Origin of the sequence: Priestia sp. Y58, assembly GCF_029522095.1 — a bacterium.
Classification (GTDB): domain Bacteria; phylum Bacillota; class Bacilli; order Bacillales; family Bacillaceae_H; genus Priestia; species Priestia megaterium_E.
In genome coordinates this window covers 595,630-620,094 of sequence record NZ_JAKWFL010000001.1, presented here as the reverse complement: position 1 = coordinate 620,094, position 24,465 = coordinate 595,630, and the positions used below count along the sequence as shown (strand labels likewise).

Annotated in this window: 32 protein-coding genes; 27 read left to right on the top strand and 5 right to left on the bottom strand. The window is 38.7% G+C overall.

Translation table 11 applies throughout. The annotated features are described in order from the left end of the window. Window positions 1–23: 23 nt before the first annotated feature. Both MMB68_RS03270 and mciZ read right to left on the bottom strand, forming a co-directional pair. The gene (locus MMB68_RS03270; protein WP_221812655.1) at window positions 24–941 is read right to left on the bottom strand and encodes an aldo/keto reductase; all 918 of its coding nucleotides are present in this window, start codon (window positions 939–941) and stop codon (window positions 24–26) included. A 93-nt stretch (window positions 942–1,034) separates the two neighbouring features. Then, window positions 1,035–1,199, bottom strand: a complete 165-nt coding sequence (gene mciZ, locus MMB68_RS03265; protein WP_013059085.1) for a Z-ring formation inhibitor MciZ — start codon at window positions 1,197–1,199, stop codon at window positions 1,035–1,037. 71 nt (window positions 1,200–1,270) lie between these two features. On the opposite strand from mciZ, the gene MMB68_RS03260 reads away from it, so the two are divergent. The 19 genes from MMB68_RS03260 to lysA all read left to right on the top strand — a co-directional run bounded on the left by MMB68_RS03260 (window position 1,271) and on the right by lysA (window position 16,421). Beyond that, window positions 1,271–1,822 (top strand): NUDIX hydrolase, encoded by a 552-nt coding sequence (locus MMB68_RS03260; RefSeq protein WP_013059084.1) that lies wholly within the window; start codon window positions 1,271–1,273, stop codon window positions 1,820–1,822. A gap of 326 nt (window positions 1,823–2,148) precedes the next feature. Beyond that, on the top strand, window positions 2,149–2,793 hold the full coding sequence (gene spoIIM, locus MMB68_RS03255) for a stage II sporulation protein M (RefSeq protein WP_025750451.1): 645 nt from the start codon (window positions 2,149–2,151) through the stop codon (window positions 2,791–2,793). A gap of 112 nt (window positions 2,794–2,905) precedes the next feature. After that, on the top strand, window positions 2,906–3,358 hold the full coding sequence (gene fur, locus MMB68_RS03250) for a ferric iron uptake transcriptional regulator (RefSeq protein ID WP_013059082.1): 453 nt from the start codon (window positions 2,906–2,908) through the stop codon (window positions 3,356–3,358). A gap of 194 nt (window positions 3,359–3,552) precedes the next feature. Then, a complete protein-coding gene (locus tag MMB68_RS03245; RefSeq protein WP_013059081.1) occupies window positions 3,553–3,780 on the top strand; it encodes a YqzK family protein in 228 nt (75 codons plus the stop codon). A 6-nt stretch (window positions 3,781–3,786) separates the two neighbouring features. Further along, window positions 3,787–4,680, top strand: coding sequence for a site-specific tyrosine recombinase XerD (gene xerD, locus MMB68_RS03240; RefSeq protein WP_014458295.1), 894 nt, complete (start codon window positions 3,787–3,789; stop codon window positions 4,678–4,680). Between the two features lie 197 nt (window positions 4,681–4,877). Then, window positions 4,878–6,059 carry a phosphopentomutase gene (gene deoB / locus MMB68_RS03235; protein ID WP_025750449.1) on the top strand — a complete coding sequence of 394 codons (1,182 nt, stop codon included), beginning with the start codon at window positions 4,878–4,880 and terminating at the stop codon, window positions 6,057–6,059. Window positions 6,060–6,075: 16 nt separating this feature from the next. Further along, window positions 6,076–6,906 (top strand): purine-nucleoside phosphorylase, encoded by an 831-nt coding sequence (locus MMB68_RS03230; RefSeq protein ID WP_221812654.1) that lies wholly within the window; start codon window positions 6,076–6,078, stop codon window positions 6,904–6,906. Between the two features lie 116 nt (window positions 6,907–7,022). After that, entirely contained in the window at window positions 7,023–8,189 is a 1,167-nt protein-coding gene (locus MMB68_RS03225; protein ID WP_025750447.1) for a D-alanyl-D-alanine carboxypeptidase family protein, read from the top strand. A 102-nt stretch (window positions 8,190–8,291) separates the two neighbouring features. Next, on the top strand, window positions 8,292–8,642 hold the full coding sequence (gene spoIIAA, locus MMB68_RS03220; protein ID WP_013084936.1) for an anti-sigma F factor antagonist: 351 nt from the start codon (window positions 8,292–8,294) through the stop codon (window positions 8,640–8,642). Further along, on the top strand, window positions 8,642–9,085 hold the full coding sequence (gene spoIIAB / locus MMB68_RS03215) for an anti-sigma F factor (protein ID WP_013084935.1): 444 nt from the start codon (window positions 8,642–8,644) through the stop codon (window positions 9,083–9,085). The genes spoIIAA and spoIIAB overlap by 1 nt, the downstream gene beginning before the upstream one ends. A 12-nt stretch (window positions 9,086–9,097) precedes the next feature. After that, window positions 9,098–9,859, top strand: coding sequence for an RNA polymerase sporulation sigma factor SigF (gene sigF, locus MMB68_RS03210; RefSeq protein ID WP_013059074.1), 762 nt, complete (start codon window positions 9,098–9,100; stop codon window positions 9,857–9,859). A 161-nt stretch (window positions 9,860–10,020) separates the two neighbouring features. After that, a complete protein-coding gene (locus MMB68_RS03205; protein WP_277548208.1) occupies window positions 10,021–10,641 on the top strand; it encodes a stage V sporulation protein AA in 621 nt (206 codons plus the stop codon). Continuing rightward, window positions 10,631–11,053 (top strand): stage V sporulation protein AB, encoded by a 423-nt coding sequence (locus tag MMB68_RS03200; protein WP_014458301.1) that lies wholly within the window; start codon window positions 10,631–10,633, stop codon window positions 11,051–11,053. The genes MMB68_RS03205 and MMB68_RS03200 overlap by 11 nt, the downstream gene beginning before the upstream one ends. A gap of 18 nt (window positions 11,054–11,071) precedes the next feature. After that, window positions 11,072–11,533 carry a stage V sporulation protein AC gene (gene spoVAC, locus MMB68_RS03195; protein ID WP_221784535.1) on the top strand — a complete coding sequence of 154 codons (462 nt, stop codon included), beginning with the start codon at window positions 11,072–11,074 and terminating at the stop codon, window positions 11,531–11,533. 13 nt (window positions 11,534–11,546) lie between these two features. After that, entirely contained in the window at window positions 11,547–12,578 is a 1,032-nt protein-coding gene (gene spoVAD / locus MMB68_RS03190) for a stage V sporulation protein AD (RefSeq protein WP_013084932.1), read from the top strand. Beyond that, a complete protein-coding gene (gene spoVAE, locus MMB68_RS03185) occupies window positions 12,566–12,916 on the top strand; it encodes a stage V sporulation protein AE (RefSeq protein WP_025750441.1) in 351 nt (116 codons plus the stop codon). The genes spoVAD and spoVAE overlap by 13 nt, the downstream gene beginning before the upstream one ends. A 6-nt stretch (window positions 12,917–12,922) precedes the next feature. After that, on the top strand, window positions 12,923–13,489 hold the full coding sequence (gene spoVAEA / locus MMB68_RS03180) for a stage V sporulation protein SpoVABEA (protein WP_071270796.1): 567 nt from the start codon (window positions 12,923–12,925) through the stop codon (window positions 13,487–13,489). Next, the gene (locus MMB68_RS03175) at window positions 13,482–14,963 is read left to right on the top strand and encodes a spore germination protein (protein WP_221779360.1); all 1,482 of its coding nucleotides are present in this window, start codon (window positions 13,482–13,484) and stop codon (window positions 14,961–14,963) included. The genes spoVAEA and MMB68_RS03175 overlap by 8 nt, the downstream gene beginning before the upstream one ends. Before the next feature lie 138 nt (window positions 14,964–15,101). After that, complete coding sequence (lysA, locus tag MMB68_RS03170; RefSeq protein WP_221812653.1) at window positions 15,102–16,421, top strand: diaminopimelate decarboxylase; 1,320 nt, start codon at window positions 15,102–15,104, stop codon at window positions 16,419–16,421. Window positions 16,422–16,470: 49 nt separating this feature from the next. Here lysA and MMB68_RS03165 read toward each other — a convergent pair whose 3' ends face one another. Beyond that, entirely contained in the window at window positions 16,471–17,346 is an 876-nt protein-coding gene (locus tag MMB68_RS03165) for a DUF1002 domain-containing protein (protein ID WP_057273997.1), read from the bottom strand. A 389-nt stretch (window positions 17,347–17,735) separates the two neighbouring features. Here MMB68_RS03165 and MMB68_RS03160 point away from each other — a divergent pair, with 389 nt between their 5' ends. Both MMB68_RS03160 and MMB68_RS03155 read left to right on the top strand, forming a co-directional pair. Then, window positions 17,736–18,170, top strand: a complete 435-nt coding sequence (locus tag MMB68_RS03160) for a peptidylprolyl isomerase (protein ID WP_013059064.1) — start codon at window positions 17,736–17,738, stop codon at window positions 18,168–18,170. Window positions 18,171–18,414: 244 nt separating this feature from the next. Next, window positions 18,415–18,768 carry a GNAT family N-acetyltransferase gene (locus tag MMB68_RS03155; RefSeq protein WP_013059063.1) on the top strand — a complete coding sequence of 118 codons (354 nt, stop codon included), beginning with the start codon at window positions 18,415–18,417 and terminating at the stop codon, window positions 18,766–18,768. 75 nt (window positions 18,769–18,843) lie between these two features. On the opposite strand, the gene MMB68_RS03150 is transcribed toward MMB68_RS03155, so the two are convergent. Continuing rightward, window positions 18,844–19,365 (bottom strand): DUF309 domain-containing protein, encoded by a 522-nt coding sequence (locus MMB68_RS03150; RefSeq protein ID WP_277447105.1) that lies wholly within the window; start codon window positions 19,363–19,365, stop codon window positions 18,844–18,846. 132 nt (window positions 19,366–19,497) lie between these two features. Continuing rightward, entirely contained in the window at window positions 19,498–19,596 is a 99-nt protein-coding gene (locus MMB68_RS03145; RefSeq protein ID WP_170836726.1) for a YjcZ family sporulation protein, read from the bottom strand. Window positions 19,597–19,794: 198 nt separating this feature from the next. Here MMB68_RS03145 and MMB68_RS03140 point away from each other — a divergent pair, with 198 nt between their 5' ends. From MMB68_RS03140 to MMB68_RS03115, 6 genes are all read left to right on the top strand, one after another. Next, entirely contained in the window at window positions 19,795–20,550 is a 756-nt protein-coding gene (locus MMB68_RS03140) for a segregation/condensation protein A (RefSeq protein ID WP_221812652.1), read from the top strand. Continuing rightward, window positions 20,547–21,119 carry an SMC-Scp complex subunit ScpB gene (scpB, locus tag MMB68_RS03135; RefSeq protein WP_195695936.1) on the top strand — a complete coding sequence of 191 codons (573 nt, stop codon included), beginning with the start codon at window positions 20,547–20,549 and terminating at the stop codon, window positions 21,117–21,119. The genes MMB68_RS03140 and scpB overlap by 4 nt, the downstream gene beginning before the upstream one ends. Before the next feature lie 118 nt (window positions 21,120–21,237). After that, window positions 21,238–22,386, top strand: a complete 1,149-nt coding sequence (locus MMB68_RS03130) for a D-alanyl-D-alanine carboxypeptidase family protein (RefSeq protein WP_277548205.1) — start codon at window positions 21,238–21,240, stop codon at window positions 22,384–22,386. Beyond that, window positions 22,379–22,978, top strand: a complete 600-nt coding sequence (locus MMB68_RS03125; protein WP_013059057.1) for a nucleoside recognition domain-containing protein — start codon at window positions 22,379–22,381, stop codon at window positions 22,976–22,978. The genes MMB68_RS03130 and MMB68_RS03125 overlap by 8 nt, the downstream gene beginning before the upstream one ends. After that, window positions 22,975–23,508, top strand: a complete 534-nt coding sequence (locus tag MMB68_RS03120; protein ID WP_013084923.1) for a spore maturation protein — start codon at window positions 22,975–22,977, stop codon at window positions 23,506–23,508. Before MMB68_RS03125 ends, MMB68_RS03120 begins: the two co-directional genes overlap by 4 nt. 86 nt (window positions 23,509–23,594) lie before the next feature. Then, the gene (locus tag MMB68_RS03115; protein ID WP_221784528.1) at window positions 23,595–24,320 is read left to right on the top strand and encodes a pseudouridine synthase; all 726 of its coding nucleotides are present in this window, start codon (window positions 23,595–23,597) and stop codon (window positions 24,318–24,320) included. Window positions 24,321–24,465 lie beyond the last annotated feature (145 nt).

Here is a 24,465-nt window from a genome sequence, read left to right as displayed (position 1 = left end):
GCCGATAAAGGCGCTTTTATTTTTTAACGGTGAGCTTCGTATTGATTTGCTTTAAAGATCGATTGCAGCTTGCTAATTTCAGTGGGCTGAAGCGGGGAGGTCTCGACAGCTTTGACGTTTTCACGAAGCTGTGAAGAAGAGCTTGCTCCTGCTACAACCGAGGCTACCGTAGGATTAGCTAAACAGTATTGAAGTGCCGTTGAGTTTAGAGAGTGAGTTGGTCGTACGTGACGAAATTCTTCTATCGTTTTTGCTAATTCCGTACCGCTGTAATCTAAGTAGCCCTTGCGCTCAAATGCAGCAAGCTTTTGCTCTCCTTTGTCGGTTAGAAGCCCTTTGGCTACCGGACCTCTCGCTACAACGCTAATGCCGTTGTCATATAAAAGAGGAAGTGCACTTTCTTCAGGACGTCTGTCTAACAAGCTGTATTGCATCATGACGCTGACAATAGAAGAATTTTGCACATACTCTCGAATCACATTTGGGCGGATAGATGAAATACCATAGTAGCGAATGACGCCTTCTTGTTTTAATTCTTCAAATGCTTCAATCGTTTCCTCAATATTATCTTCAACGGTTCCTCCGTGCAGTTGATATAAATCGATGTAATCTGTTTGAAGACGGCGCAGGCTTTCTTTTACTTCGTCTTTTATGTAAGCTTTAGACGGATCCCATGTCCAGCTGTCTTTTGCATCATTCCAGCGATTCCCCACTTTTGTGGCTAAAATAATATCATTTCTGCGTTTTTTTAGGGCTTGTCCCACAAACTCCTCGTTTAAGCCAAAATCATATAAATCTGCTGTATCGAAATAGTTAATGCCATATTCGAGAGCTTCATCAATCATATTGACAGCGTGTTTTTGTTCCGTTCCAAGAGACATGCACCCTAAACCTAATGTACTGACAAGCAAGTCTGAAGTACCTAAGCGTCTTTTTTCCATATATGTCACTCCTTATTTTTTCCCTGTTTCTATCTATTGTAGCGCTATGATAGAGGGAAACTCAAATAAGAAGATTAAAAAACTGCAGCACAATTAGTGTCTGCAGTCTGCTTGTTTGTAAGAATTGAAATTTTGAGAGATAGCGTTCGTCCACTCATCAACATACTGAAATTGTTCACCGTATTCTTTTAACTTTTGCTTGATTTCCCATGCTTTACCGACCAAAATGATTTGCTTCTCGTGAACATAAACTTTCATTTTTTCTACCTCCCAAGATTCGTATGATAGAATATATGTAAGAGTCAAAAAAATAGAACGAGGTGTAGAAAATGGATCATTTAACAGAAAAAATGCTGTCTTCTGAAAAGCTGTTTGGAGGCAGAGTGATTGATTTGTACTTAGAAGAAGTAGAGCTTCCAAACGGAAAAACGAGTACAAGAGAAGTAGTTAAGCACCCTGGAGCCGTAGCTGTCATTGCATTAACAAGTGATCATAAAATGGTTATGGTCAAACAGTATCGCAGGCCGATGGATCGTATTTTAGTCGAAATTCCAGCCGGCAAGCTAGAAAAAGGAGAAGAGCCGATTGTGACGGCAAAACGTGAGTTAGAAGAAGAAACGGGCTATACGACAGATTCGCTTAGCCATATTATTTCTTTTTATACATCACCAGGTTTTGCGGATGAGTTGGTGCACCTTTATTTAGCGGAAGATTTAAAAGTGATGACCACCAAAGCGGAATTAGACGAAGATGAATTTGTTGAAGTGATGGAAGTTACGGTAGATGAGGCGCTTACTCTTATTCAAAACAAGGAAATTTATGATGCAAAAACAGCCTATGCTGTGCAGTACTTACAGTTAAAAAGCGGCTTAGGAGAGTAAGAGAGTTTTTTCTTTTACATACGAACGGCAATCTAGCAATTTAGAGGTTTACATTGAAACGTCATTTGATGTGAGAAAAAACAGGCATGCGTGTATCTCTAGCTTAAAAAATGTGTGACAACCATATTTTAGTTGAAGGAACATCCGAACGATGAATAGAGATTCTTGATGGAGAATCAAATTCGTTCGGATTTTTTTTAGGTGATGGTGAATGTAGATTTCATTATGTCTCATTCTCTTTTTTTATTTGATAGATTCAAAAGATTCTTGGCATAGTTTTTGTACTCTATCATACACTCTATTAAGCGATTAATAGGAGGAAGACGATGAGAAAAAAACAATTGCCATTATCGTATGCAAGACATTTTCAAGAAAACAGTTCTATTTATTTGTTTGTGACCGTGCTGTTTTTAATGGGAATCATTTTTGGGGCTATTGTTGTAAATAGTTTGACGCTTGATCAAAAAGAAGACCTGTACTTCTATTTAAACCGGTTTTTTGGACAGGTAAAGAGCGGAGAAGTAGCAAGCAGCGTTGAAATGTTTCAGCAAAGTTTTTTTCATAATGTTAAATACTTAGGGCTCATTTGGATATTAGGAATTGCCATTATTGGTTTGCCTGTAGTGTTAATTCTGCTGTTTTTAAAAGGAATGGTGATTGGTTTTACCGTAGGCTTTTTAGTCAATCAAATGGGACTCTCTGGTTTTGCGCTATCTTTTGTATCGGTTATGCCGCAAAATATCTTTCTCATACCGGCATTTCTAATCTTGTCTGCAGCTTCAGTTGCCTTTTCTTTGAAGCTTGTGCGGCAGCAATTCTTTAAAAAAGCAGCGGAGCCAATTTCCGCATCCTTTTTACGCTATAGCGGCACGATGATTGCAATGATATGTTTGGTTGCCTGTGCGGCTACAGTTGAAGCCTACGTATCACCTACTTTAATGAAAAGTGTAATGGCTCTATTAAATAAGTAAGAATAAGTATTAAGTAAAAAGAATTCTTTTTTCTTATTAATAATAACTTTATTTTGACACCCTCGACACATCTGATATAATGGATTAGTGAATGGCGAGGGAGGGAATAATTATGGAAAGTCGAATTGAGCGAATTAAGCAGCAGTTGCACTCAGCTAGCTATAAATTGACACCTCAACGTGAGGCGACTGTAAGAGTACTTCTTGAACATGAAGAGGATCATTTAAGTGCCGAAGATGTATATCTCCTCGTCAAGGAAAAGTCTCCGGAAATTGGATTGGCAACTGTTTATCGTACGTTAGAATTGTTAACTGAACTTAAAATTGTTGATAAAATAAACTTTGGCGATGGCGTTTCTCGCTACGATTTAAGACAAGAAGGAGCCGCACACTTTCATCATCACCTTGTGTGTATGGAATGTGGATCTGTGGACGAAATTCAAGAAGATTTGCTTGAAGACGTTGAAGAAATTGTGGAAAAGCAATGGAATTTTAAAATTAAAGATCACCGCTTGACATTTCATGGCATTTGCCATCGCTGTCAGGATAAAGAAGACAAGCAGTAAAAGCCTTTTCCCTAATGGAGAAGGTTTTTTGTCGTACATACATAAAAAAATAACGAGGTTACAAGCTACATGGTTTTATAGAAAGAAAGGAAATGACCAGGAGAGAACTCAGCGTATAAAGGCAAGAAACATGTATAAAACCTGTCCCAATTGGCATATCTTCTAATAGAATCAAAAATTGGAGGAATTGTTTCATGAAATCATGGGCTGAAATGGTATATAATACATGTAAAGTATTTATCTTATTTACCGGGTTTACTCTTTTGTTTTATTTTGGAATGATCTGGGTATCTCAAGAGTATCAAAATTATAAACGTTATGATGAGCCGTCGGGTTCAGCAGTTAAGGTCATGCAAGCAAGTGTGAACAAAGACCAGACGTGGCTGGAGCGTTTATTTATGTTTTATCAAAACGGGGAGTAGAGGCTATTGAATGATCAAATTCAAGATTTTATTCATTATTTAGTAGTAGAGCGGGGACTGGCGAAAAATACGATTGATTCATATGAACGAGATTTAAAAAAGTATGCTCAATATTTAGAGCATGTAGAGCAGCTGAAATCATTTAATGAAGTAACAAGACTCCACATCGTTAATTTTCTGAAATATTTAAGTGATCAGCAAAAGTCATCTAAAACGATTGCGAGACATGTGGCTTCAACTAGATCTTTTCATCAATTCTTATTAAGAGAAAAAGCAGCGGATACAGATCCATCCGTTCATATTGATACTCCGCAGCTTGAGCGCAAGCTGCCAAAAGTGCTAAATGCAGAGGAAGTAGAGGCGCTGTTAAATGTGTTTGATACTTCGACGCCTTTTGGCATACGGGACAAAGCGATGCTTGAGTTGCTTTATGCTACTGGAATTCGTGTATCTGAACTCGTTAACTTAAATATTGATGATGCACATTTGACGATGGGATTTATTCGTTGTATCGGAAAAGGGAATAAAGAAAGAATTGTCCCTATCGGAAGGTTGGCAACGGAGGCGATTGAAGAGTATCTACAGCGTAGCCGGAGTGTTTTAACAAAGCAAAAGGAACAGGATAAAGCACTCTTTGTTAATCATCACGGAAGGCGTTTAACAAGGCAGGGGTTTTGGAAAATATTAAAAAAGTTAGCTTCTGAAGCAAAAATTGAAAAAGAATTAACTCCGCATACGTTACGACATTCGTTTGCTACTCATTTGTTAGAGAACGGCGCGGACTTGAGAGCCGTTCAAGAAATGCTCGGGCATGCGGATATTTCGACCACTCAAATTTATACACATGTCACAAAAGCACGTTTAAAAGATGTATACAATCAGTTTCATCCGCGAGCGTAGGAAGATTCCAATGTCCAATGAGTTCATAGACATTGGTTTTTTTGATTGAAAACACTTTCATTCATGTGTACAAAAAAATAAAAAGCGTCTATACTAATAGAGAGGTCAGACTTCTGACCAATAAGAGAAGATGGTTAAATTATTTCCAAACGGGAATTTTATAGAGAATAAATAAATTGATATTTGGAGGGAATAAAATGGCGCATACATATAAACGCGTATTTTTAATTGTCATGGATTCAGTGGGTATCGGTGAATCACCGGATGCTGAAAAATACAATGATAAAGGTGCTGATACGTTTGGTCATATTGCAGAACACTGTAACGGTCTTCATATGCCCAATATGGCTAAGCTTGGCCTAAGCAATATCCGTGAAATTAAAGGAATCGATAAAGCCGAAAAACCGTTGGCTTACTATACAAAAATGCAGGAAGCTTCGGCAGGAAAAGATACAATGACAGGTCATTGGGAAATTATGGGTCTTAATATTGATACGCCTTTTAATGTATTTCCAGATGGATTTCCAGAAGAGCTGATTTCACAACTAGAAGAAAAAACAGGTCGAAAAATCATTGGGAACAAACCAGCGTCTGGTACAGAAATTTTGGATGAGCTAGGAAAACAGCATATGGAAACAGGTGACTTAATCGTCTATACATCAGCGGATTCTGTTTTGCAAATTGCTGCTCATGAAGAAATTGTTCCAATTGATGAATTGTACAAAATTTGTGAGATTGCTCGTGAATTAACGCTTGATGATCCATATATGATTGGACGTGTTATCGCTCGCCCGTTTTTAGGTGAACCAGGTAACTTTACACGTACATCCAATCGTCATGACTATGCATTAAAGCCTTTTGGACGTACAGTAATGAATGAATTAAAAGACAATGACATCGATGTTATTGCTATCGGTAAAATTTCTGATATTTACGACGGAGAAGGGGTAACAAAATCTCTTCGTACCAAATCGAATATGGACGGCATGGATAAGCTAGTTGATACATTAAACATGGACTTCACAGGCTTAAGCTTCTTAAATTTAGTTGATTTTGATGCTCTCTATGGTCATCGCCGCGATCCACAAGGATATGGGCAAGCACTTGAAGAATATGATGCACGCTTAGAAGAAGTATTTGATTTATTAAAAGAAGATGATTTATTGATTATTACAGCGGATCATGGAAATGACCCTGTTCATCATGGGACAGACCATACGCGTGAATACGTGCCGCTTCTTGTGTACAATAAAGGCATGCAAGAAGGAAAAGAACTTTCTATTCGTCAAACGTTTGCAGATATTGGCGCAACGGTAGCAGAAAATTTTGGCGTAGCAATGCCTAAGCATGGAAAAAGTTTTTTAAAAGAGTTGAATTAAGCAGGGGGAATGGAGTATGAAAAAAGAGTATATTGAAAAAGCAGCAGCATATATTAAAAATCAATCAGCTGTTACACCAACAATTGGGCTTATTTTAGGTTCTGGACTAGGGGTATTAGCTGACGAAATTGAAGGCCCGGTAAAAATTCCGTATAACGACATTCCTGAGTTCCCGGTTTCAACAGTTGAAGGTCACGCAGGTCAATTAGTAATAGGTACCATTCATGACGTACCCGTTGTAGCTATGCAAGGACGTTTTCACTTTTATGAAGGGTACGCTCTTGATAAAGTAACATTTCCAGTGCGCGTAATGAAAGAAATCGGTGTAGAAACGTTGATTGTAACGAATGCAGCGGGCGGAGTAAACGAATCCTTTAATCCAGGAGACTTAATGATTATTTCTGATCATATTAATAATTTTGGAACCAATCCTTTGATTGGACCTAATGACTCTGATTTCGGAGTAAGGTTCCCGGATATGTCAACTGCTTACTGCAAGGATCTTCGTCAATTAGCGAAGAAAGTAGGAGCTGATTTAAATATCGCCTTACAAGAAGGTGTATATGTAGGAAATACAGGTCCAACATATGAAACGCCTGCTGAAGTGCGCATGCTTCGCATTATCGGGGGAGACGCGGTCGGTATGTCTACAGTGCCAGAAGTTATTGTGGCACGCCATGCAGGTATGAAAGTGCTAGGTATTTCTTGTATTTCTAATATGGCAGCTGGTATTTTAGATCAGCCGTTAAATCATGAAGAAGTAATTGAAACGACTGAAAAAGTAAAACAGCAGTTTTTATCGCTTGTAAAAGAAGTAGTAAAGCAGCTTCCAGCTTATCAAAAATAAGAAGAAAATATGACTTCAAGCATCGAGAATTTCTCGATGCTTTTTTTATTTCCCTTAGTATAAATCGATTATACCTTGGAAAAAATAGGTTGTATAAAGAATGGAGGTTTGTGGAGATGAAGCGAACTATTGTAAAGTTACTCGTTGTCATATTTTTATTTCCACTTATGACGCAACCTGTTTTAGCCGCAGAAAAAAAGAATTCCGAGCTTGCTGACAGTGCTAGGTCAGCTATTTTAATTGAACGGGATACAGGAAAAATTCTATACGAAAAAAATAGTAATCAAGAACTTCCCCCTGCCAGTATGACTAAAATTATGACAATGATTTTAATTATGGAGGCTTTGGATAAAGGGAAAATTACCTTAAAAGATAAAGTGCGAGCAAGTGAATATGCCGCTTCAATGGGAGGCTCACAAATCTTTTTAGAGCCCGGAGAAGAAATGACGGTAAATGATTTGCTAAAAGGGATTGCGATAGGTTCTGGTAACGATGCTTCTATGGCAATGGCTGAATATTTAGCTGGATCAGAAGAAAAATTTGTAGCAAAGATGAACCAAAAAGCGAAAGAGCTTGGTTTGACTCATACAAAATTTCAAAATCCGACAGGCCTGCCCGTAGAAAATCACTATAGTACAGCTCATGATATGGCCATGATGGGCAGAGAGCTGCTAAAGTATGAAAAAATTATTAACTATACAAGTAAATACGAAGCTTATTTGCGCACGGATACAGATAAGAAGTTTTGGTTAGTAAATACAAATCGCTTAGTGAAGTTTTATCCCGGTGTTGATGGACTCAAAACGGGATTTACAGGTCAAGCTAAGTATTGCCTAACAGCTACCGCTAAAAAGGGAAATATGCGTGTGTTAGCCGTTGTATTCGGTGCAAGCACGCCAAAAGATCGCAATAATCAAGTAACCAAAATGTTAGACTACGCATTCAGTCAATATACAACGAAGCCTTTATACAAAAAAGGAGACGTTATTACCAAGATAGATGTAAACAAGGGTAGCGAAGATCAAGTAACAGCTGTTACGTCCGAGCCTATTTCTGTTTTATTGAAAAAAGGAAATGCAGCCAAAGACGTTAAAACAGAAGTGAAAATGAACGAGAAGCTAAATGCGCCTATTCAAAAAGGAGACAAAATTGGAATGTTGACCATTAAGAAGGATAACAAAGTAGTTAGTTCTTCACCGCTTCTTGCAAAAGAAGATATCGATGCTGCTTCTTGGTGGAAGATATTCAAACGTACATTCTCTATTTTCTCTCAAACATCTTAAACAGCTAAATGTGACGAAATAGAACTAGTTTTGTCGGTGAGAAGGATTCTATTCTGTCGGCAGCGAAAGACTGACTATAAGATTTCCGAGGAGGTTTGTATAGTGAGTCTTTCGATTGAATTGGAATTCAAACAAGATGTCTTGTTGGTTCGATTAACAGGAGAATTAGATCATCATACGGCAGAAGAGCTAAGAAGCAAAATCACCGAAGCGATAGAGAAGGAATCTATCAGCCATTTGATTTTAAATTTACAGCATTTAACCTTTATGGACAGCTCTGGCTTAGGGGTTATTTTAGGGAGATACAAACAGGTTCATAATAACGGCGGGGAAATGGTTGTATGCGCTATTTCTCCTGCCGTAGAACGTTTGTTTAATATGTCAGGTTTATTTAAAATTATTCGTTTTGAACCTAATGAAGAAAACGCGCTTCAAAAATTGGGGGTGGCATAATGAAAAATCAAATGAACCTCCAATTTTCCGCGCTTAGTCAAAACGAATCGTTTGCCCGCGTCACGGTAGCATCATTTATTACGCAGTTAGATCCAACAATGGATGAGTTAACAGAAATTAAAACAGTCGTATCTGAAGCAGTAACAAATGCTATTATTCACGGCTACGAGAGCAATCCGGATGGTGTGGTATACATTTCTGTGACGCTTCATGAAGATGGTGTAGTCGAGCTGATGATTCGTGATGAAGGAATTGGTATCGATAACGTGGATGAAGCCAAACAGCCTTTATACACAACGAAACCAGATCTAGAACGTTCTGGAATGGGTTTCACCATAATGGAAAACTTTATGGACGAAATTCGAGTGGAGTCAACTGTATTAGAAGGTACGACCTTATATTTAAAAAAGCACTTAACAAATAGTAAAGCGCTATGTAATTAAGGAGACTTGCCAATGGATGTGGAGGTCAAAAAAAATAAAAACGAACCGTATTTAAAGGATCATGAAGTTAAAGACCTCATCAAGCGCAGTCAGCAAGGTGATCAAATTGCACGAGATACAATCGTCCAAAAAAATATGCGGCTCGTTTGGTCGGTTGTTCAACGTTTTATTAACCGTGGTTATGAGCCAGATGATTTATTTCAAATTGGATGTATAGGGCTATTAAAGTCCGTTGATAAATTTGACTTATCGTATGATGTTAAATTTTCAACATATGCTGTTCCAATGATTATTGGTGAAATTCAGCGATTTATTCGTGATGACGGAACGGTAAAGGTTAGCCGTTCTCTGAAAGAAATGAGCAATAAAATACGTAAAGCAAAAGACGAGCTTTCCAAATTACTTGGACGCGTTCCTACAGTCGCTGAGGTTGCAGAACATTTGGATCTCACTCCTGAAGAAGTAGTGCTAGCTCAAGAAGCTAATCGTGCTCCTTCGTCTATTCACGAGACCGTCTATGAAAATGATGGAGATCCAATTACCCTTCTTGACCAAATTGCTGATCATACAGAAGCGAAGTGGTTTGATAAAATTGCCTTAAAAGAAGCGATTGAAGAACTTGATGAGCGTGAAAAGCTCATTGTCTATTTGAGGTATTACAAAGATCAAACTCAGTCCGAAGTGGCCGCAAGGCTGGGAATTTCTCAGGTTCAGGTATCGAGGCTTGAGAAGAAAATCTTAAAACAAATGAAGCTGCATATGAATGATACGTAATACTTAATAAGCAATCCGTTTTGCTATTCAAAGAAGAATAGTGAAACGGATTGCTTTTTTTATTTGGTAATTAATGGTCTGTTCAGAAACGTGAATTAGAAAATTTAAGAAAATCCATACTACACGTACAGGGAGATAATGAATCGTAAGGTGTGATATGAGTGGAAAACGTTCTTTATCTTAAAATGAGACATCGTATTCAAGTAAAACCTGATGAGGCTGTAAATATTGGACAATTAGCAATGGTTATAGCAGGAGATTCTGTTCAAAAGCAAATTGAAAAGCTAGTTGTATATCAAGTAAGTATGAGTGATCGAAATATTATCATTGTTGATTTAATGAAGGTAATTGAAAAAGTTGCCTCTCGGTATCCGTATTTGGACATTCAGACGATTGGACCCGCTCAAACGATTGTAGAGGTCGTGTATAAAAAGAAACAATATTCCTTTTTGTTTTTTCTAGCTGTTTGGTTTCTTCTTTTCATCGGAGCTGCTTTAGCAATTATGAACTTTCACGAAGATGTGAGTATGAGACAAGTACATCAAAAATTGTTCTACATGCTGACCGGTCTAAGAGATAAGCAGCCTTTGCTGATTCAAGTGCCTTACTCTATCGGTTTAGGCCTGGGAATGATTCTGTTTTTTAATCATGTCTTTAGAAAACGAATTAATGAAGAGCCTAGTCCTCTCGAAGTCGAAATGTTTAATTACCAGCAAGACTTAGATCAATACGTCATTATGCACGAGAATAAAGAAAGTATGAAAAAAATTGATGATCATTAACATTGTGATGACCATTGTAATTGGACTTGCGGGAGGACTGGCTGCAGGTGCTGGGTTTGTAGCATTTTTAACGGTGCTGGGCATTATTCCGCGTTTGATGCAGCTGACCAAAACCATGAAATATATTCAAGCGTATGAATGGGGAGTGGTGGGTGGTGCTGTTACAGGCGGGTGGTGCAGTCTTCATCAATACACATGGCAGTTTCCTGCGGTGCTTATTATGATCATAGGTCTAACGAGCGGTATTTTTATTGGAATGCTGGCAGCAGCGTTAACAGAAGTGCTTAATGTATTGCCGACGTTAACGAAACGAATAGGGATGGAAGGCAAACTTATTTTATTGTTAATGGCCATTGTACTAGGCAAAGTATGCGGATCATTATTTCATTGGATTTATTTTGTTAATCAATAAGAAAAGGATGTATGTAACATGGCAAATAATCAAAAATTAAAAGATAACTATCAAGAAAGCATTAAACCATTTCAGCCTAAACCTTCATATGTGGCAAATTGCATCAAAGCCTTTTTGGTAGGGGGAATCATTTGTACATTAGGACAGGCAATTCAAAATTTCTATATTGCATTTTTTGACTTTAATGAAAAAAATGCAGGTAATCCTACCGTTGCAACCCTTATTTTAATATCTGCGCTTTTAACGGGGTTTGGGATATACGATCGTATTGGTCAATTCGCAGGTGCAGGTTCAGCTGTTCCTGTTACGGGTTTTGCCAATTCCATGACGAGTGCAGCGCTTGAACATCGAAGTGAAGGGATTGTTCTTGGAATTGCGACGAACATGTTCAAACTGGCCGGAAACGTCATTGTATTTGGAACGGTTTCGGCTTACGTTGTAGGAATCATTCGCTACCTTTTTAAAACTTATTTGCTATGAAAAGAGGGGGATTATGAGAAAAACTGGAAAGCAAACGTGGGTTTATGAAAATCCTATTTATATTAATGCCACAGGAACAGCTGTAGGACCAAAAGAAGCAGATGGACCGTTAGGAGAAACATTTGATATTACACATAAAGATTTGCACTGTGAAGAAGACAACTGGGAGTTGGCTGAAAGAAGGCTTATGACGGAGTCTATTGATTCCTGCTTGCAAAAAATAAATTTATCCTATGAAGACGTTGATTTGTTTTTGGCTGGAGATTTATTAAATCAAAACGTAACGGCTAATTTTGTGGCCAGGCATAACCAAATTCCATTTCTATGCATGTTTGGCGCTTGCTCCACATCGATGGAAACACTTGCAACAGGAGCAGCTCTTGTAGATGCAGGGTTTGCTAATCGTGTTATTGCATCAGCGAGCAGTCATAACGCAACGGCTGAGCGCCAATTTCGAAATCCTACCGAGTACGGAGGACAAAAACCAGATACAGCAACGGCAACCATTACGGGGGCAGGGGCAGCTCTGGTCTCGAAAGAAAAAGGTATTGTGCGTCTGACGTCTGCAACCATTGGTCGGGTAATGGATTACGGGATTAAAAATGCAAACGACATGGGTTCTGCTATGGCACCAGCTGCTGCAGATACCATTCAAAGGCATTTGGAAGACTTAAACGTTGCTCCAAGCGAGTATGATCTTATTTTAACAGGAGATTTATCTGGTGTAGGAAGTCCAATCTTAAAACAGCTGCTCAAGGACGAAGGCTACGATATATCAACCAATCATAATGATTGCGGATTAATGGTATACCGCCCTGATCAAAATGTATTTGCAGGAGGAAGCGGCTGCGGCTGCTCGGCTATTGTCACGTATGGGCATATTTTAAATGAATTAAAATCAGGAAACTTAAAAAAAGTGTTTATGGTGGCAACAGGAGCTCTTTTAAGTCCAACGATGATTCAGCAAAAAGAGTCAATTCCAACAATTGCTCATGGCGTCGTCTTAGAACATATTGGGGAGGGGGATGATCAATGGAGTATGTAATAGCTTTTGCTGTAGGAGGAATCATTTGCGTTATTGGGCAGCTGCTGCTTGATTTTGCTAAGCTTACTCCAGCGCATGTTATGAGTTCGTTTGTAGTTGCAGGAGCGATTTTAGATGGATTTGGTCTTTATGATAAGTTAATTGAATTTGCTGGCGCCGGAGCGACGGTTCCAATTACAAGCTTTGGTCATTCTTTGCTGCACGGAGCGATGAAGCAAGCGGATGACCATGGATTTATCGGGATTGGTATTGGAATTTTTGAACTTACCTCGGCTGGAATTTCAGCAGCTATTTTATTTGCTTTTATTATCGCGTTAATCTTTAAACCGAAAGGATAAAAGATTATGAAAAAAAGAAGGGTCATTATTGTAACCGATGGGGACGAATATGCACGCAAAGCAATTGAGCATGTAGCTAAATCGGTTGGTGGCAGATGCATTTCGAGGTCATATGGAAACCCTACTACGTTAACAGGTAGTCAAACGGTAGATTTAATTCTTCAAGCACCATATGATCCCGTCTTTGTGATGTTTGACGATAGCGGTTTCTTAGAGGAAGGGCCTGGGGAAATTGCTTTGCTCCATGTAGCAAAGCATCCTCAAGTAGAAGTTCTTGGAGTGATTGCCGTTGCATCACGTACTCATCAAAGCGAATGGACAAGAGTGGATGTGACCATTGATCGTTTTGGGGAAATATCGCATTACGGCGTGGATAAAAGCGGAATTCAAGAGTTAGAAGTCGGACGAATTAATGGAGATACAGTTTACTGCTTGGATCAGCTCGATATTCCCTTAGTTGTAGGAATAGGGGATATCGGCAAAATGGCTAGGATGGATGATGTTAAACTGGGATGTCCTATTACTGAAAAAGCAGCAAGACTTATTTTAGAAAGGAGCGGTTCGTTTGGGTAAGCTAGCAGAGAAGAAAACAGCCATTTTTTCAAAAGTGCAAAAAAACGATCAGTGGTTCAAGGAAAACGCTAGTATGAACACAAGCTTTGATGTGGGCGTGCGTAAACTGCTTATTTTGGATCGAGAAGTTCATATTTACTATGTAACGGGGCTGTGTGATAGTTCATTTATTATTGAAATTGCAAAAGTACTCATTCAAATTAATGATAATGAAGTTGAACGAGCAAAGCTAAAGGATATTGTTGAAAACCGTCTTATTCATCAGCAAGTCAAGCCTTTAAAGACGCTGGATGATGGAATGGTGTCGGTTTTATCAGGACTGCTATTCGTTTTAATTGACGGTGAAGAAGTTGGCTTTGAAGTCGATGTGCGTACATATCCTGGCAGATCCCCTGAAGAAGCGGATACAGAGAAAGTGATTCGCGGAGCAAGAGATGGATACACTGAAAACATCATTATCAATACAGCGTTAACAAGAAGAAGAATTCGTGACGGAAGATTTCGTTTTGAAATTATGAAGGTAGGCGAACGATCAAAACTGGACGTAGCGATTGGGTACATAAATGGAGTAGCTGATCCAGGGCTGGTTAAACTGATAAAAGATGAACTAGAAGCAATTGATATAGATGGTTTGCCGATGGCTGACAAATCAATTGAAGAGTTTTTAGTCAAACAAGGAATTAATCCTTTTCCAATGGTACGCTATACAGAACGTCCGGACACAGCAGCAGCTCATGTACTAGAAGGGCATGTGATCATTATTACCGATACGTCTCCAAGCGTCATTATTACGCCAACTACGCTGTTTCATCACGTGCAGCATGCAGAAGAATACAGGCAGTCTCCTTCTGTCGGTACGTTTATCCGCTGGATACGGTTTTTAGGAATTCTTGCCTCTCTTTTCTTATTACCGCTATGGCTGTTATTTGTACTTGAGCCAGACCTGCTGCCGGCAAAATTGCAGTTTATTGGACCAAACGAAGAAACAAATATTCCAACTGTTGTTCAAATTTTCCTAGCTGATTTTGGGATTGAGTTTCTGAGGATGGCGGCGATTCATACGCCGACGCCGCTTGCCACGGCGATGGGGTTGATTGCCGCCGCGCTTATTGGGCAAATTGCTATTGATGTAGGTCTCTTTGTTCCCGAGGTTATTTTGTATGTGGCTATTGCAGCAATTGGTTCATTCGCAACGCCAAGCTATGAGTTAGCAGTAGCAAATAAAATGCTGCGATTGTTTCTGTTAATTTTTGTAGCGGCCTTTCATACTCCAGGATTTCTTATTGCAACAACGTGTATCATTCTCTATATGGCGCGATTAAAATCGTTGAATACGCCTTATTTGTGGCCGTTTCTTCCATTCAACCCCCAGGCTTTATGGCAGATTATCATTCGCACACCGGTTCCTGGAGCAAATCCGCGTCCTAGTATTGTACATCCGCAGGACAAAGACCGCCAGCCTGCAAAACCTTAAACAAAATATGTAGTTGAAACCTGTATGAAGATGTGATAGATTTGTTTTAAATATGGAAAATAATAAATATTTAGACAGTTAGCAGCGAATTGCCGTTAACTGTCTTTTTTACACTATACACAGGAACGGGGTCTAAACATGTTTTTACACGGAACAAGTCGCATAAATAAGCAGGGTCATCTTGAAATTGGTGGAGTTGATACGGTTAAATTAGCATCAAATTTTGGGACACCCCTTTACGTATATGACGTGGCTTTAATTCGGCAGCGTGCTAGAGAATTTAAAGAAACATTTGAAAATCATGGGGTAAAAGCACAGGTCGCTTATGCAAGCAAAGCTTTTTCTACAATCGCAATGGTTCAAGTTGTTCACGAAGAAGGTCTTTCGTTAGACGTCGTTTCGGGAGGGGAACTGTATACGGCTTTAGCAGCTGACTTTCCGAAAGAACGGATTCATTTTCATGGAAACAATAAAAGTCGAGCAGAACTAGAAATGGCCATCAAAGAAGATGTAGGATGCATTGTAGTTGATAATTTTTATGAAATTGCATTGCTTCAGGAAATAACGGAACAGTATCAAAAAAAGATGCCTGTTCTACTCAGATTAACACCCGGAATTGAAGCTCATACACATGATTATATCTTGACAGGGCAGGAAGACTCGAAGTTTGGGTTTGATCTTCAAAACGGTCAAGCAGACGAAGCTGTGCGTCTTGTACAAAATAGCAAGGGGCTAGAACTTTTAGGTATTCACTGTCATATAGGATCTCAAATTTTTGAAACAACCGGATTTATTATGGCGACTCAAAAGCTTTTTGCAAAAATGAAAGAGTGGAAGCAACGTATGGAATTTGTTCCGCAAGTATTAAATTTAGGCGGCGGCTTTGGCATTCGTTATACGGAAGAAGATCAGCCTATTCCTGTTTCGCAGTATGTGGAAGTTATTATAGAAGAGGTCAAAAAGCAGTCCAAACAGTTAGAGGTAGAAATCCCTGAAATTTGGATTGAGCCCGGCCGCTCTCTTGTAGGAGATGCTGGAACGACCCTGTATTCAATTGGTTCTCGTAAGCATGTACCTAATGTACGTGAATATGTAGCGATTGATGGAGGAATGAACGACAATATCCGTCCTGCGCTGTATCAAGCGAAATATGAAGCGGTCATTGCCAATCGAATGAATGATGAAAGTGATGAGCTTGTATCTATTGCTGGTAAGTGCTGCGAATCGGGGGATATGCTGATGTGGGATGTACACCTTCCAAAAGCAAACCCAGATGATTTATTAGCAATGTTTTGTACAGGCGCATACGGTTATTCTATGGCAAGTCACTATAACCGTTTGCCAAAGCCAGCTGTCGTGTTCGTAGAAGATGGAGAAGCACAGCTAGTCGTAAAACGCGAAACGTATGAAGACATTGTAAAAAATGACGTGAAATACAAAGTGACGGTAAAAAAGTAACGAGTGATTAACGTAAAAAAAGAACCTCTTGTTCAAGAGGCTCTTTTTTTTATGAGAATAACGATTTAATAGCATTAATAATATCAACAAAGAATTGCTTTAATTTATCAAGAAATGATTGGCCTTCTTCTGACTGAAGAAATGTTGTTACTTTTTCCTTTGTCGCGGAAAGCTGGTCTTTTACTTGATTCCAATCGATATTCATATCTTTTAAACGATTGAAAAAGTCAACAAGTGTATTAAGCTCTGAATCTGTTAATTTAATACCTAAATCATCAGCCACTCGCTGAATTAACGTGCGTAAATCGTCCTTTGTTTGAGGATTTTCTTTGGCGATTTCTTCTTTAATCGTTGCCATAAACTGAGCTGCTTTTTCTTTACCGATTTTTTCACCAAGCTCAGATGTCTGGACCATCTCTTCATTGGCTGCTTTTTTTACTTCTTCTGGGATTTTTTGATCTGTTTGAACTTCATATGCTTTCATAATACCTGTTAAAGCAGCTGTACCAGATACTTCAAATGGAGCGGTAATCTGGATTTTTGCATCTTTAACGCCGGCGGTCATCAAAGCATTAATATACATGTCGTCTGTAATACCATTAATATTTTGAGTTGATACGCTTAAACCTGAATCTTTTGAACCAAGGGTAATACTAGAAGATGAAATAGCACGAGATCCAATAGTAGCCTTTGGAATAAAGTCACCTAAATATTCATGCTCTTCTTGGTTTGTCACGGTTACTGTTTGAGCATTGCTTGGCGCATCAAGGTCATTTAATACCTGTTGCTTCTGAGAGCTGGTTAAGTCCTCACCTAATGTAATAATAACATCGCCCGGAGCAGCATCTGCAAAACTTTTTAAGGGTGCGGTTAGGAATAGAAGAAGACCTAATGTCACCATCATTGCTTTTATCGTTAATTTCAAACCTTTTTCCTCCTTTAATCCCATACTTGCCCTATTATAATACGGGCAGGTCTGAAGTAACAGAGTCAATTCATCATTTTCCCATAAATCAGTCTAGAGACGTAGATTTCTAAATGAAAAGAACTCTATGTATCTCTACCACTGTATTAGACGGATAATACTATAAAAAGTTTCATCTCACAACCACTATTTTTTATTTAGAGCTACATGAAAAGAAAGTGGATAAGTGCATTCGTTGAATTCATGGGCTTGTTTGTAGTAGAATAGAGTGAGTTTATAGTTGTAAAGGTTCTACCTCTAGGTGGCATTTACAACTTTTACATGTTGCCGCTTTGACGGGGAAAATAGAGCCTATAGCGGTACTAATACATATATTGGAGGTCATTTATATGAAAAAGGCAAGTATTTTAATGGAAAATGGCGAAAAAATTCTAATCGATTTATTTCCGAACGAAGCACCAGGAACAGTAGAAAACTTTGAAAAGTTAGCAAATGAAGGATTCTACAACGGCGTAACGTTCCACCGCGTTATCCCTGGATTTGTTTCTCAAGGAGGAGACCCAACTGGTACAGGTGCTGGCGGCCCTGGCTATTCAATTAAATGTGAAACAGAAGGAAACCCTCACAAACACGAAGCGGGTTCTCTATCAATGGCACATGCTGGTAAAGACACAGGCGGCAGTCAGTTCTTTCTTGTTCATGAGCCACAGCCTCATTTGAACGGTGTTCACACTGTATTTGGAAAAGTAACAGAAGGACTTGATACAGTGTTAAAAATGAAAAATGGCGACGTAATGAAAGAAGTAAAAGTCTGGGAAGAATAAGAGCATACTGCTATAAATGGATATCAGCTAATAAAACGTCATAACAACCTTTAAAAGGGGGTTACGGCGTTTTTTCTTCGCGCAACAGCTCAAAAAGCGTAATAGATTAGGTTTCTCATACACGCATGACATATGACAGGCTTTTGTGTAATATTGCTATTTACTTATAAATTTTGTATGATAAAAGCAGTAAAAAACGCAGCGCATTAATTTGTAGGAAAGTTTGAGGACGAGGGAGAATCGTATGCTTATTCGCTATAAACGAAACTATGAAAAAATTGCCATGGGTCTTCTATCGTTTGTACCTACGGAAAAAGATTTAAAAAAACTTCAACAAACGATGAAAGAATATGAGCAAAACGAACATTGGCAGCTGTATCTTTGGAAGCAAGAAGAAGATATTATTGGGATTGTTGGCATTTCCATGCTCGATAAAAGTTTGATTGAGGTTCAACACGTCAGTGTAAACCCTTCACACCGCCAACAGGGCATTGGCAAAAAAATGATTAAAGCTCTTAAAGAAATGTATACGACTGCACAAATTAAGCCGAGTGAAATCATCGCTCCGTTTTATGAAAAGTGTCAGGCGGATGAATAAAGAAAAGCATGATTAGGTGAGGTGCGAAAGCTTCTTTCACATCTTAGTCATCATAAAACAACAGGTAGCTAGAAGCTACCTGTTGTTTTGTTTTGCCAATAAGTTCGCTTGTCTTTCCGCAATCACATCTGACCGATCTCGCGTGGTGTGACGATGAATAATCGCATCATTTTGCAGATTAGAAGCTGATAACCAGACAAGCTGTTTATCAGTGCTTCTTTGTTTGCAAGCTCGTAATAATGCTGGATCTTCAATGGGCAAGTTAATACTTTTATATGGCTGATAGGTATCGATTAAAGCTAATTGTTTGCGAAGAAGTTTAAGCAGTGAAGGATAATTAAGTCCAAGCTGTGCAATATTTTCTTCTTCCTTCGTTAAAATTGCCAGCGCCTTTTGCATCGTTCTTTTGGCTCCGGCGAAATTTTGGCGTCGATGATGATAGAGTGAAACAGCAATTTGAATAAGGCCAACCCAAATAATATTGCGGTGTCCTCTTTCGTCTTTTTTCCAGTGTTCTTCTAGCAGTTCATGACATTCAAAGTAATCCCGGTCGCCATGAAAATGAACTAAATAATCAATATAGGCTTGTGAATACAATCTTGTTCCCTCCTGGTAAGACTCTATATGTAGTGTATCACAAAAATTAGCTATTCATCAGCGCGGTGCCTTTAAAGAGACAAACGTGCTCAAGGTATGGCGAACACGTTTGTTTTTATTCAATATGTGTGGTTAGAAGCGTAAGCAAGAACAACCAACAATAATTAATAAAATAAACAGTACAACAATTAAAGCGAAACCGCTACCGTATCCACAAGATTTTTCACCCATGCGAGTTCCTCCTTCAGCCATTTCAAAATCTTATTACCTTGACATCATATGTATATTTAAACTTTTTGTATGGGCAAATGACCTATTTTTACGTTAATTTGTATTGGACATGTGTCTATAATCCTCTATACTAATGATAGTAACGTTATATAAAGCAGCAGAAATGATAAGCAATTGAAAAGTGTTGGTGAGATAAAAGTGGAGTATAGTGTAAAAGTAGATGCGTTTGAAGGACCTCTAGATCTTCTTCTGCATTTGATTAACCGATTTGAAATTGATATTTACGATATCCCAGTAGCGACAATTACTGAGCAATATATGATGTTTATACATACAATGAATGAGCTTCAGCTAGACGTTGCCAGTGAGTATCTAGTCATGGCAGCAACTTTGCTTCAAATTAAAAGTAAAATGCTTCTGCCTACGTATGAAGAAGATATGGATGAAATTGAAATGGTCGATGAAGAAGATCCGCGTGAAGAATTGATGCAGCGCTTAATTGAATATCGAAAGTTTAAAGAAGCGGCGGTAGAGCTTCAAAAACTGGAAGAAGACCAAAGTCATGTGTATACAAAACCTCCAAGTAATGTGCAGATAAATGCAGAAGAACGTACGCTGCCTCAGGACGAAGGGTTGGATATATCACTGTATGATATGCTAAGTGCTTTTCAAAAGTTGATGAAACGGAAGCAAAACAAAAAGCCTATGCAGACGAAGATAGCAAGGCAAGACATTCCAATTGACAAGCGCATGAGTGAAATTGTGAACGAATTAAAAGCCTTTAAAGGGAAAAAAAGTTTTTATCAGCTGTTTCCTTATCAAGAGCGTGATCATATTGTTGTAACGTTTTTAGCTGTGCTGGAATTAATGAAAGAAAATGAAATCGTTGTGGAACAGCAGCACAATCTAGACGAGCTTTATGTATCGTATCGAGAAAGGAATGAAGAGGAATGACAACAAATAATCTACAGGCTATTATTGAGAGCCTACTTTTTGTTTCTGGTGATGAAGGTCTATCCATTAGCCGGTTAGCTGAGATTATAGAAAAGCCTCATGAAGACATTCAAGGTGCTTTGGAGAGCTTAGAGCAAGAGTGTAAGTTAAGAGGAGTTACACTTGTTGAAATAGGAGGGGCCTATCAGCTTGTCACAAAAAAAGAGTATGCGCCATATATTGAGAAGCTCGTAGAAGCTCCCGCTAATCAATCACTATCACAAGCAGCGCTTGAAACGTTAGCTATTGTAGCGTATAAGCAGCCAATTACAAGAGCTGAAATCGAAGAGATTCGCGGAGTGAAAACGGAAAGACCTCTTCAAACTTTAATTGGAAAGGTTTTATTAAAAGAAGTGGGACGAGCGGAAGGCGCAGGCCGGGCCATCTTATACGGAACGACAAAAGAATTTTTAGGCTATTTTGGTCTTAAAAGTATCGAAGAGCTGCCGCCGCTTCCAGAAGATTTATTACAAGAAGGAACCGATCAAGAAGCAGATTTGTTTTTCCAATCGTTTCAAGAAATGAAGTGAAAATGTAAAAGAACATAGAGTTTTTTCTATGTTCTTTTTTGTATGGACAAATCTTTTCATTCATAACCAAAAAAGACGAGCATAAACTTGTACAAACAGGTAGAGGGACGGGGATGACATGAAAAGAAGCAAAAAAAGTATCATCTATCTATTTATTGTATTGCTATGTCTCAGCGGTTGGCCTTCCGTATCATCTGCAGCAGAGAGTGTAAGTGCTCATAGTGCTATTTTGATGGAACAGAAGTCAGGAAGAGTTTTATATGCTAAAAATGCAGATCAAGTTAGCCGAATTGCTAGCATCACAAAAATTATGACAGCAATACTGGCGATTGAATCTGGCAAAATAAATAAAAAAGTTACCGTTAGCCACAACGCAGTTGGCGTTGAAGGTTCTTCTGTGTATTTAGTTGAAGGTGAAAAAATAAAATTAAAAGACTTAGTGTATGGCTTGATGCTTCGTTCAGGTAATGATGCTGCTGTAGCTATCGCAGAAGCCGTTGGAGGAAGCGAAGATGGATTTGTTTATTTGATGAATAAAAAAGCAGAAGAAATTGGCATGACAAATACAACATTTCAAAATCCGCATGGATTAGACGATCATGAAAATCATCGCTCAACAGCGCACGATATGGCTCTGCTTATGCGCTATGCAATGAATAATAAAATTTTCAAAGAGATTTCAGGAACAAAAGTCTATCGAATGAAGCACCCTGAAGAGAAATGGGATCGAGTGTGGAAAAACAAAAATAAACTGCTGACAACACTATATGCATATTGTACTGGCGGAAAAACAGGATATACGAAATTAGCAAAACGAACGCTTGTGACAACTGCTACAAAAGATGGAATGGATTTAATCGCCGTAACGATTAATGCGCCAGATGATTGGAACGATCACATTTCCATGTATGAAAATGCATTTGATAAATATGATATGACCAGTTTAGCTGCAAAAGGCGAATTGGCAGATATAAAAGATTCTTTCTATAAAGATCAGTTGTATATTAAACGAAATGTCGTCTATCCTCTTACAAAGAAAGAACAGAGCTCTGTAGAAGTGAAAACAACGTTAATTCAGCCTAAAAAGCAGTGGAAAGAAACAGGGAAAGTTCCCAATGTTGTAGGGAAGCTCGATATTTATAGAAGTGGAGAAACGATTGACAGTGTTCCTATTTATTTCGAAAAGCAGGCCGAGCAGCAAAAAGGTTTCTTTGATAGAGTGAAGCGATTAATGTTTATTCAGTCTGGAGCCAAAACAGATGGTTAATATTATTTGGATGCTCCTGACCATTATTGGAATTGTTTTTGCGATTATAAATGGGAAAATTGGTGATGTAAACAAAGCAATTTTTCAAGGAGCAGGCGAAGCAGTGACCATCAGCATAGGGTTGATCAGCGTGCTGGTCTTTTGGTTAGGGATGATGAATATTGCTCAAAGTGCAGGGCTTCTCGACAAGTTAGCGAAATTGTTTCGACCCATTATTACAAGACTTTTCCCTGATGTTCCAAAAGATCATCCGGCCTTGGGGTACATATTGTCCAATATGATGGCGAATATGTTTGGACTCGGGAATGCGGCAACTCCTCTCGGCATTAAAGCGATGGAGCAGCTTAAAAAGCTAAACGGCGATAGAGACGAAGCAAGCCGTTCTATGATTACACTTTTAGCACTTAACACAACCAGTTTAACACTTATACCAACCACAGTTATTGCAATTCGAATTACGTATAACTCGGCTAATCCTACTGAAATTGTGGGTACTACGCTTTTAGCAACTGTTGTAGCTACGATAGGAGCTATCATCATTGATCGCTTCTTTTATTATAGACGTACACGAAAAGGGGGAAAACGAAAATGACTATGCTTAATCAAGTATCATTGATGTTTATTCCTCTTATTGTAGGATGTATTTTACTTTATGGGACCTATAAAAAAATTCCTACGTATGAAAAGTTTGTAGAGGGAGGGAAAGACGGGTTACAAATTGCTTTTTCCATCATTCCTTACTTAGTCGGCATGTTAGTGAGCATCTCTATTTTTCGAGCTTCAGGAGCCCTTGATTTTTTCTTATCTGTTTTAAAACCTATGCTGCAAGCAGTCGGCGTTCCGGCTGAAATTGTACCTTTAGCTCTTATCAAACCGATATCTGGAACGGCTGCTCTTGGTATCACGACGGATCTAATTTCTACATACGGACCTGATTCTTTTATCGGTCGTTTGGCATCGACCATGCAGGGAAGTACAGATACCACATTTTATATTTTAACGGTTTATTTTGGAGCGGTTGGCATTAAAAAAATGGGAGATGCGCTGAAGGTTGGTTTACTGGCAGATTTGGTAGGAATTATTGCCTCAGTTGTCATTGTAATCCTTGTGTTTGGCCGGTAAGAAATCGAAAATTCTACCTCTGAGTGGCAAATACACTTGTGTATTACTTCGTAAACAAGTAAGATGTTACAAGAGGTGAAGTGTTAATGGAACGATTACAAAAAGTAATTGCTCACGCAGGTGTAGCATCAAGACGTAAAGCTGAAGAATTAATCGGCCAAGGCCGAGTGAAAGTAAATGGAAAAGTTGTAAGAGAATTGGGCACGAAAGTAGGTCCTAACGATAAAATTGAAGTAGACGAAGTGCCGGTAGAAAGCGAAGCGCCCGTTTATTTTATGTTATACAAACCAAGAGGCGTCATTTCAGCTGCTAACGACGATAAGGGAAGAAAAACAGTCGTTGACTTCTTTCCACATGTAGAAGAAAGAATTTATCCCATTGGACGTCTGGACTATGATACGTCGGGTTTACTTCTTTTAACAAACGACGGTGAATTTGCTAATCAGCTAATGCACCCTAAATTTGAAGTGGACAAAGTGTATGTGGCTAAAATTAAAGGAATTCCAAGTCGTGAAAAAATCAGACAGCTGCAGCGCGGTGTGATGCTTGAGGACGGAAAAACAGCACCAGCTCGTGCAAAAGTTCTTTCTATTGATAAAAGCAAGCAGACGGCAATTGTGGAATTGATGATTCACGAAGGAAAAAATCGTCAAGTACGTCGTATGTTCGATGCAATCGGACATTCTGTATTAAAACTAAAACGTGAGCGCTACGGACCTTTAGATTTACGCGGATTAAATGCAGGAGAAGCTCGTGAGCTTACAGCGCATGAAGTCAAACAATTATATTCAATGTCTCAAACAGGTAAGTAATTTTCACTTACCTGTTTTTTTTATGAAAAATGTCGTGAATTAGAAAAACAAGCAAGGTTTTTTGAAAAAATGTCGAACTTGTAGAATGAGAGGAAGACTTCACAGAAACGTCGAAATATTATTGGAAAGCCACTACCACAAAAAT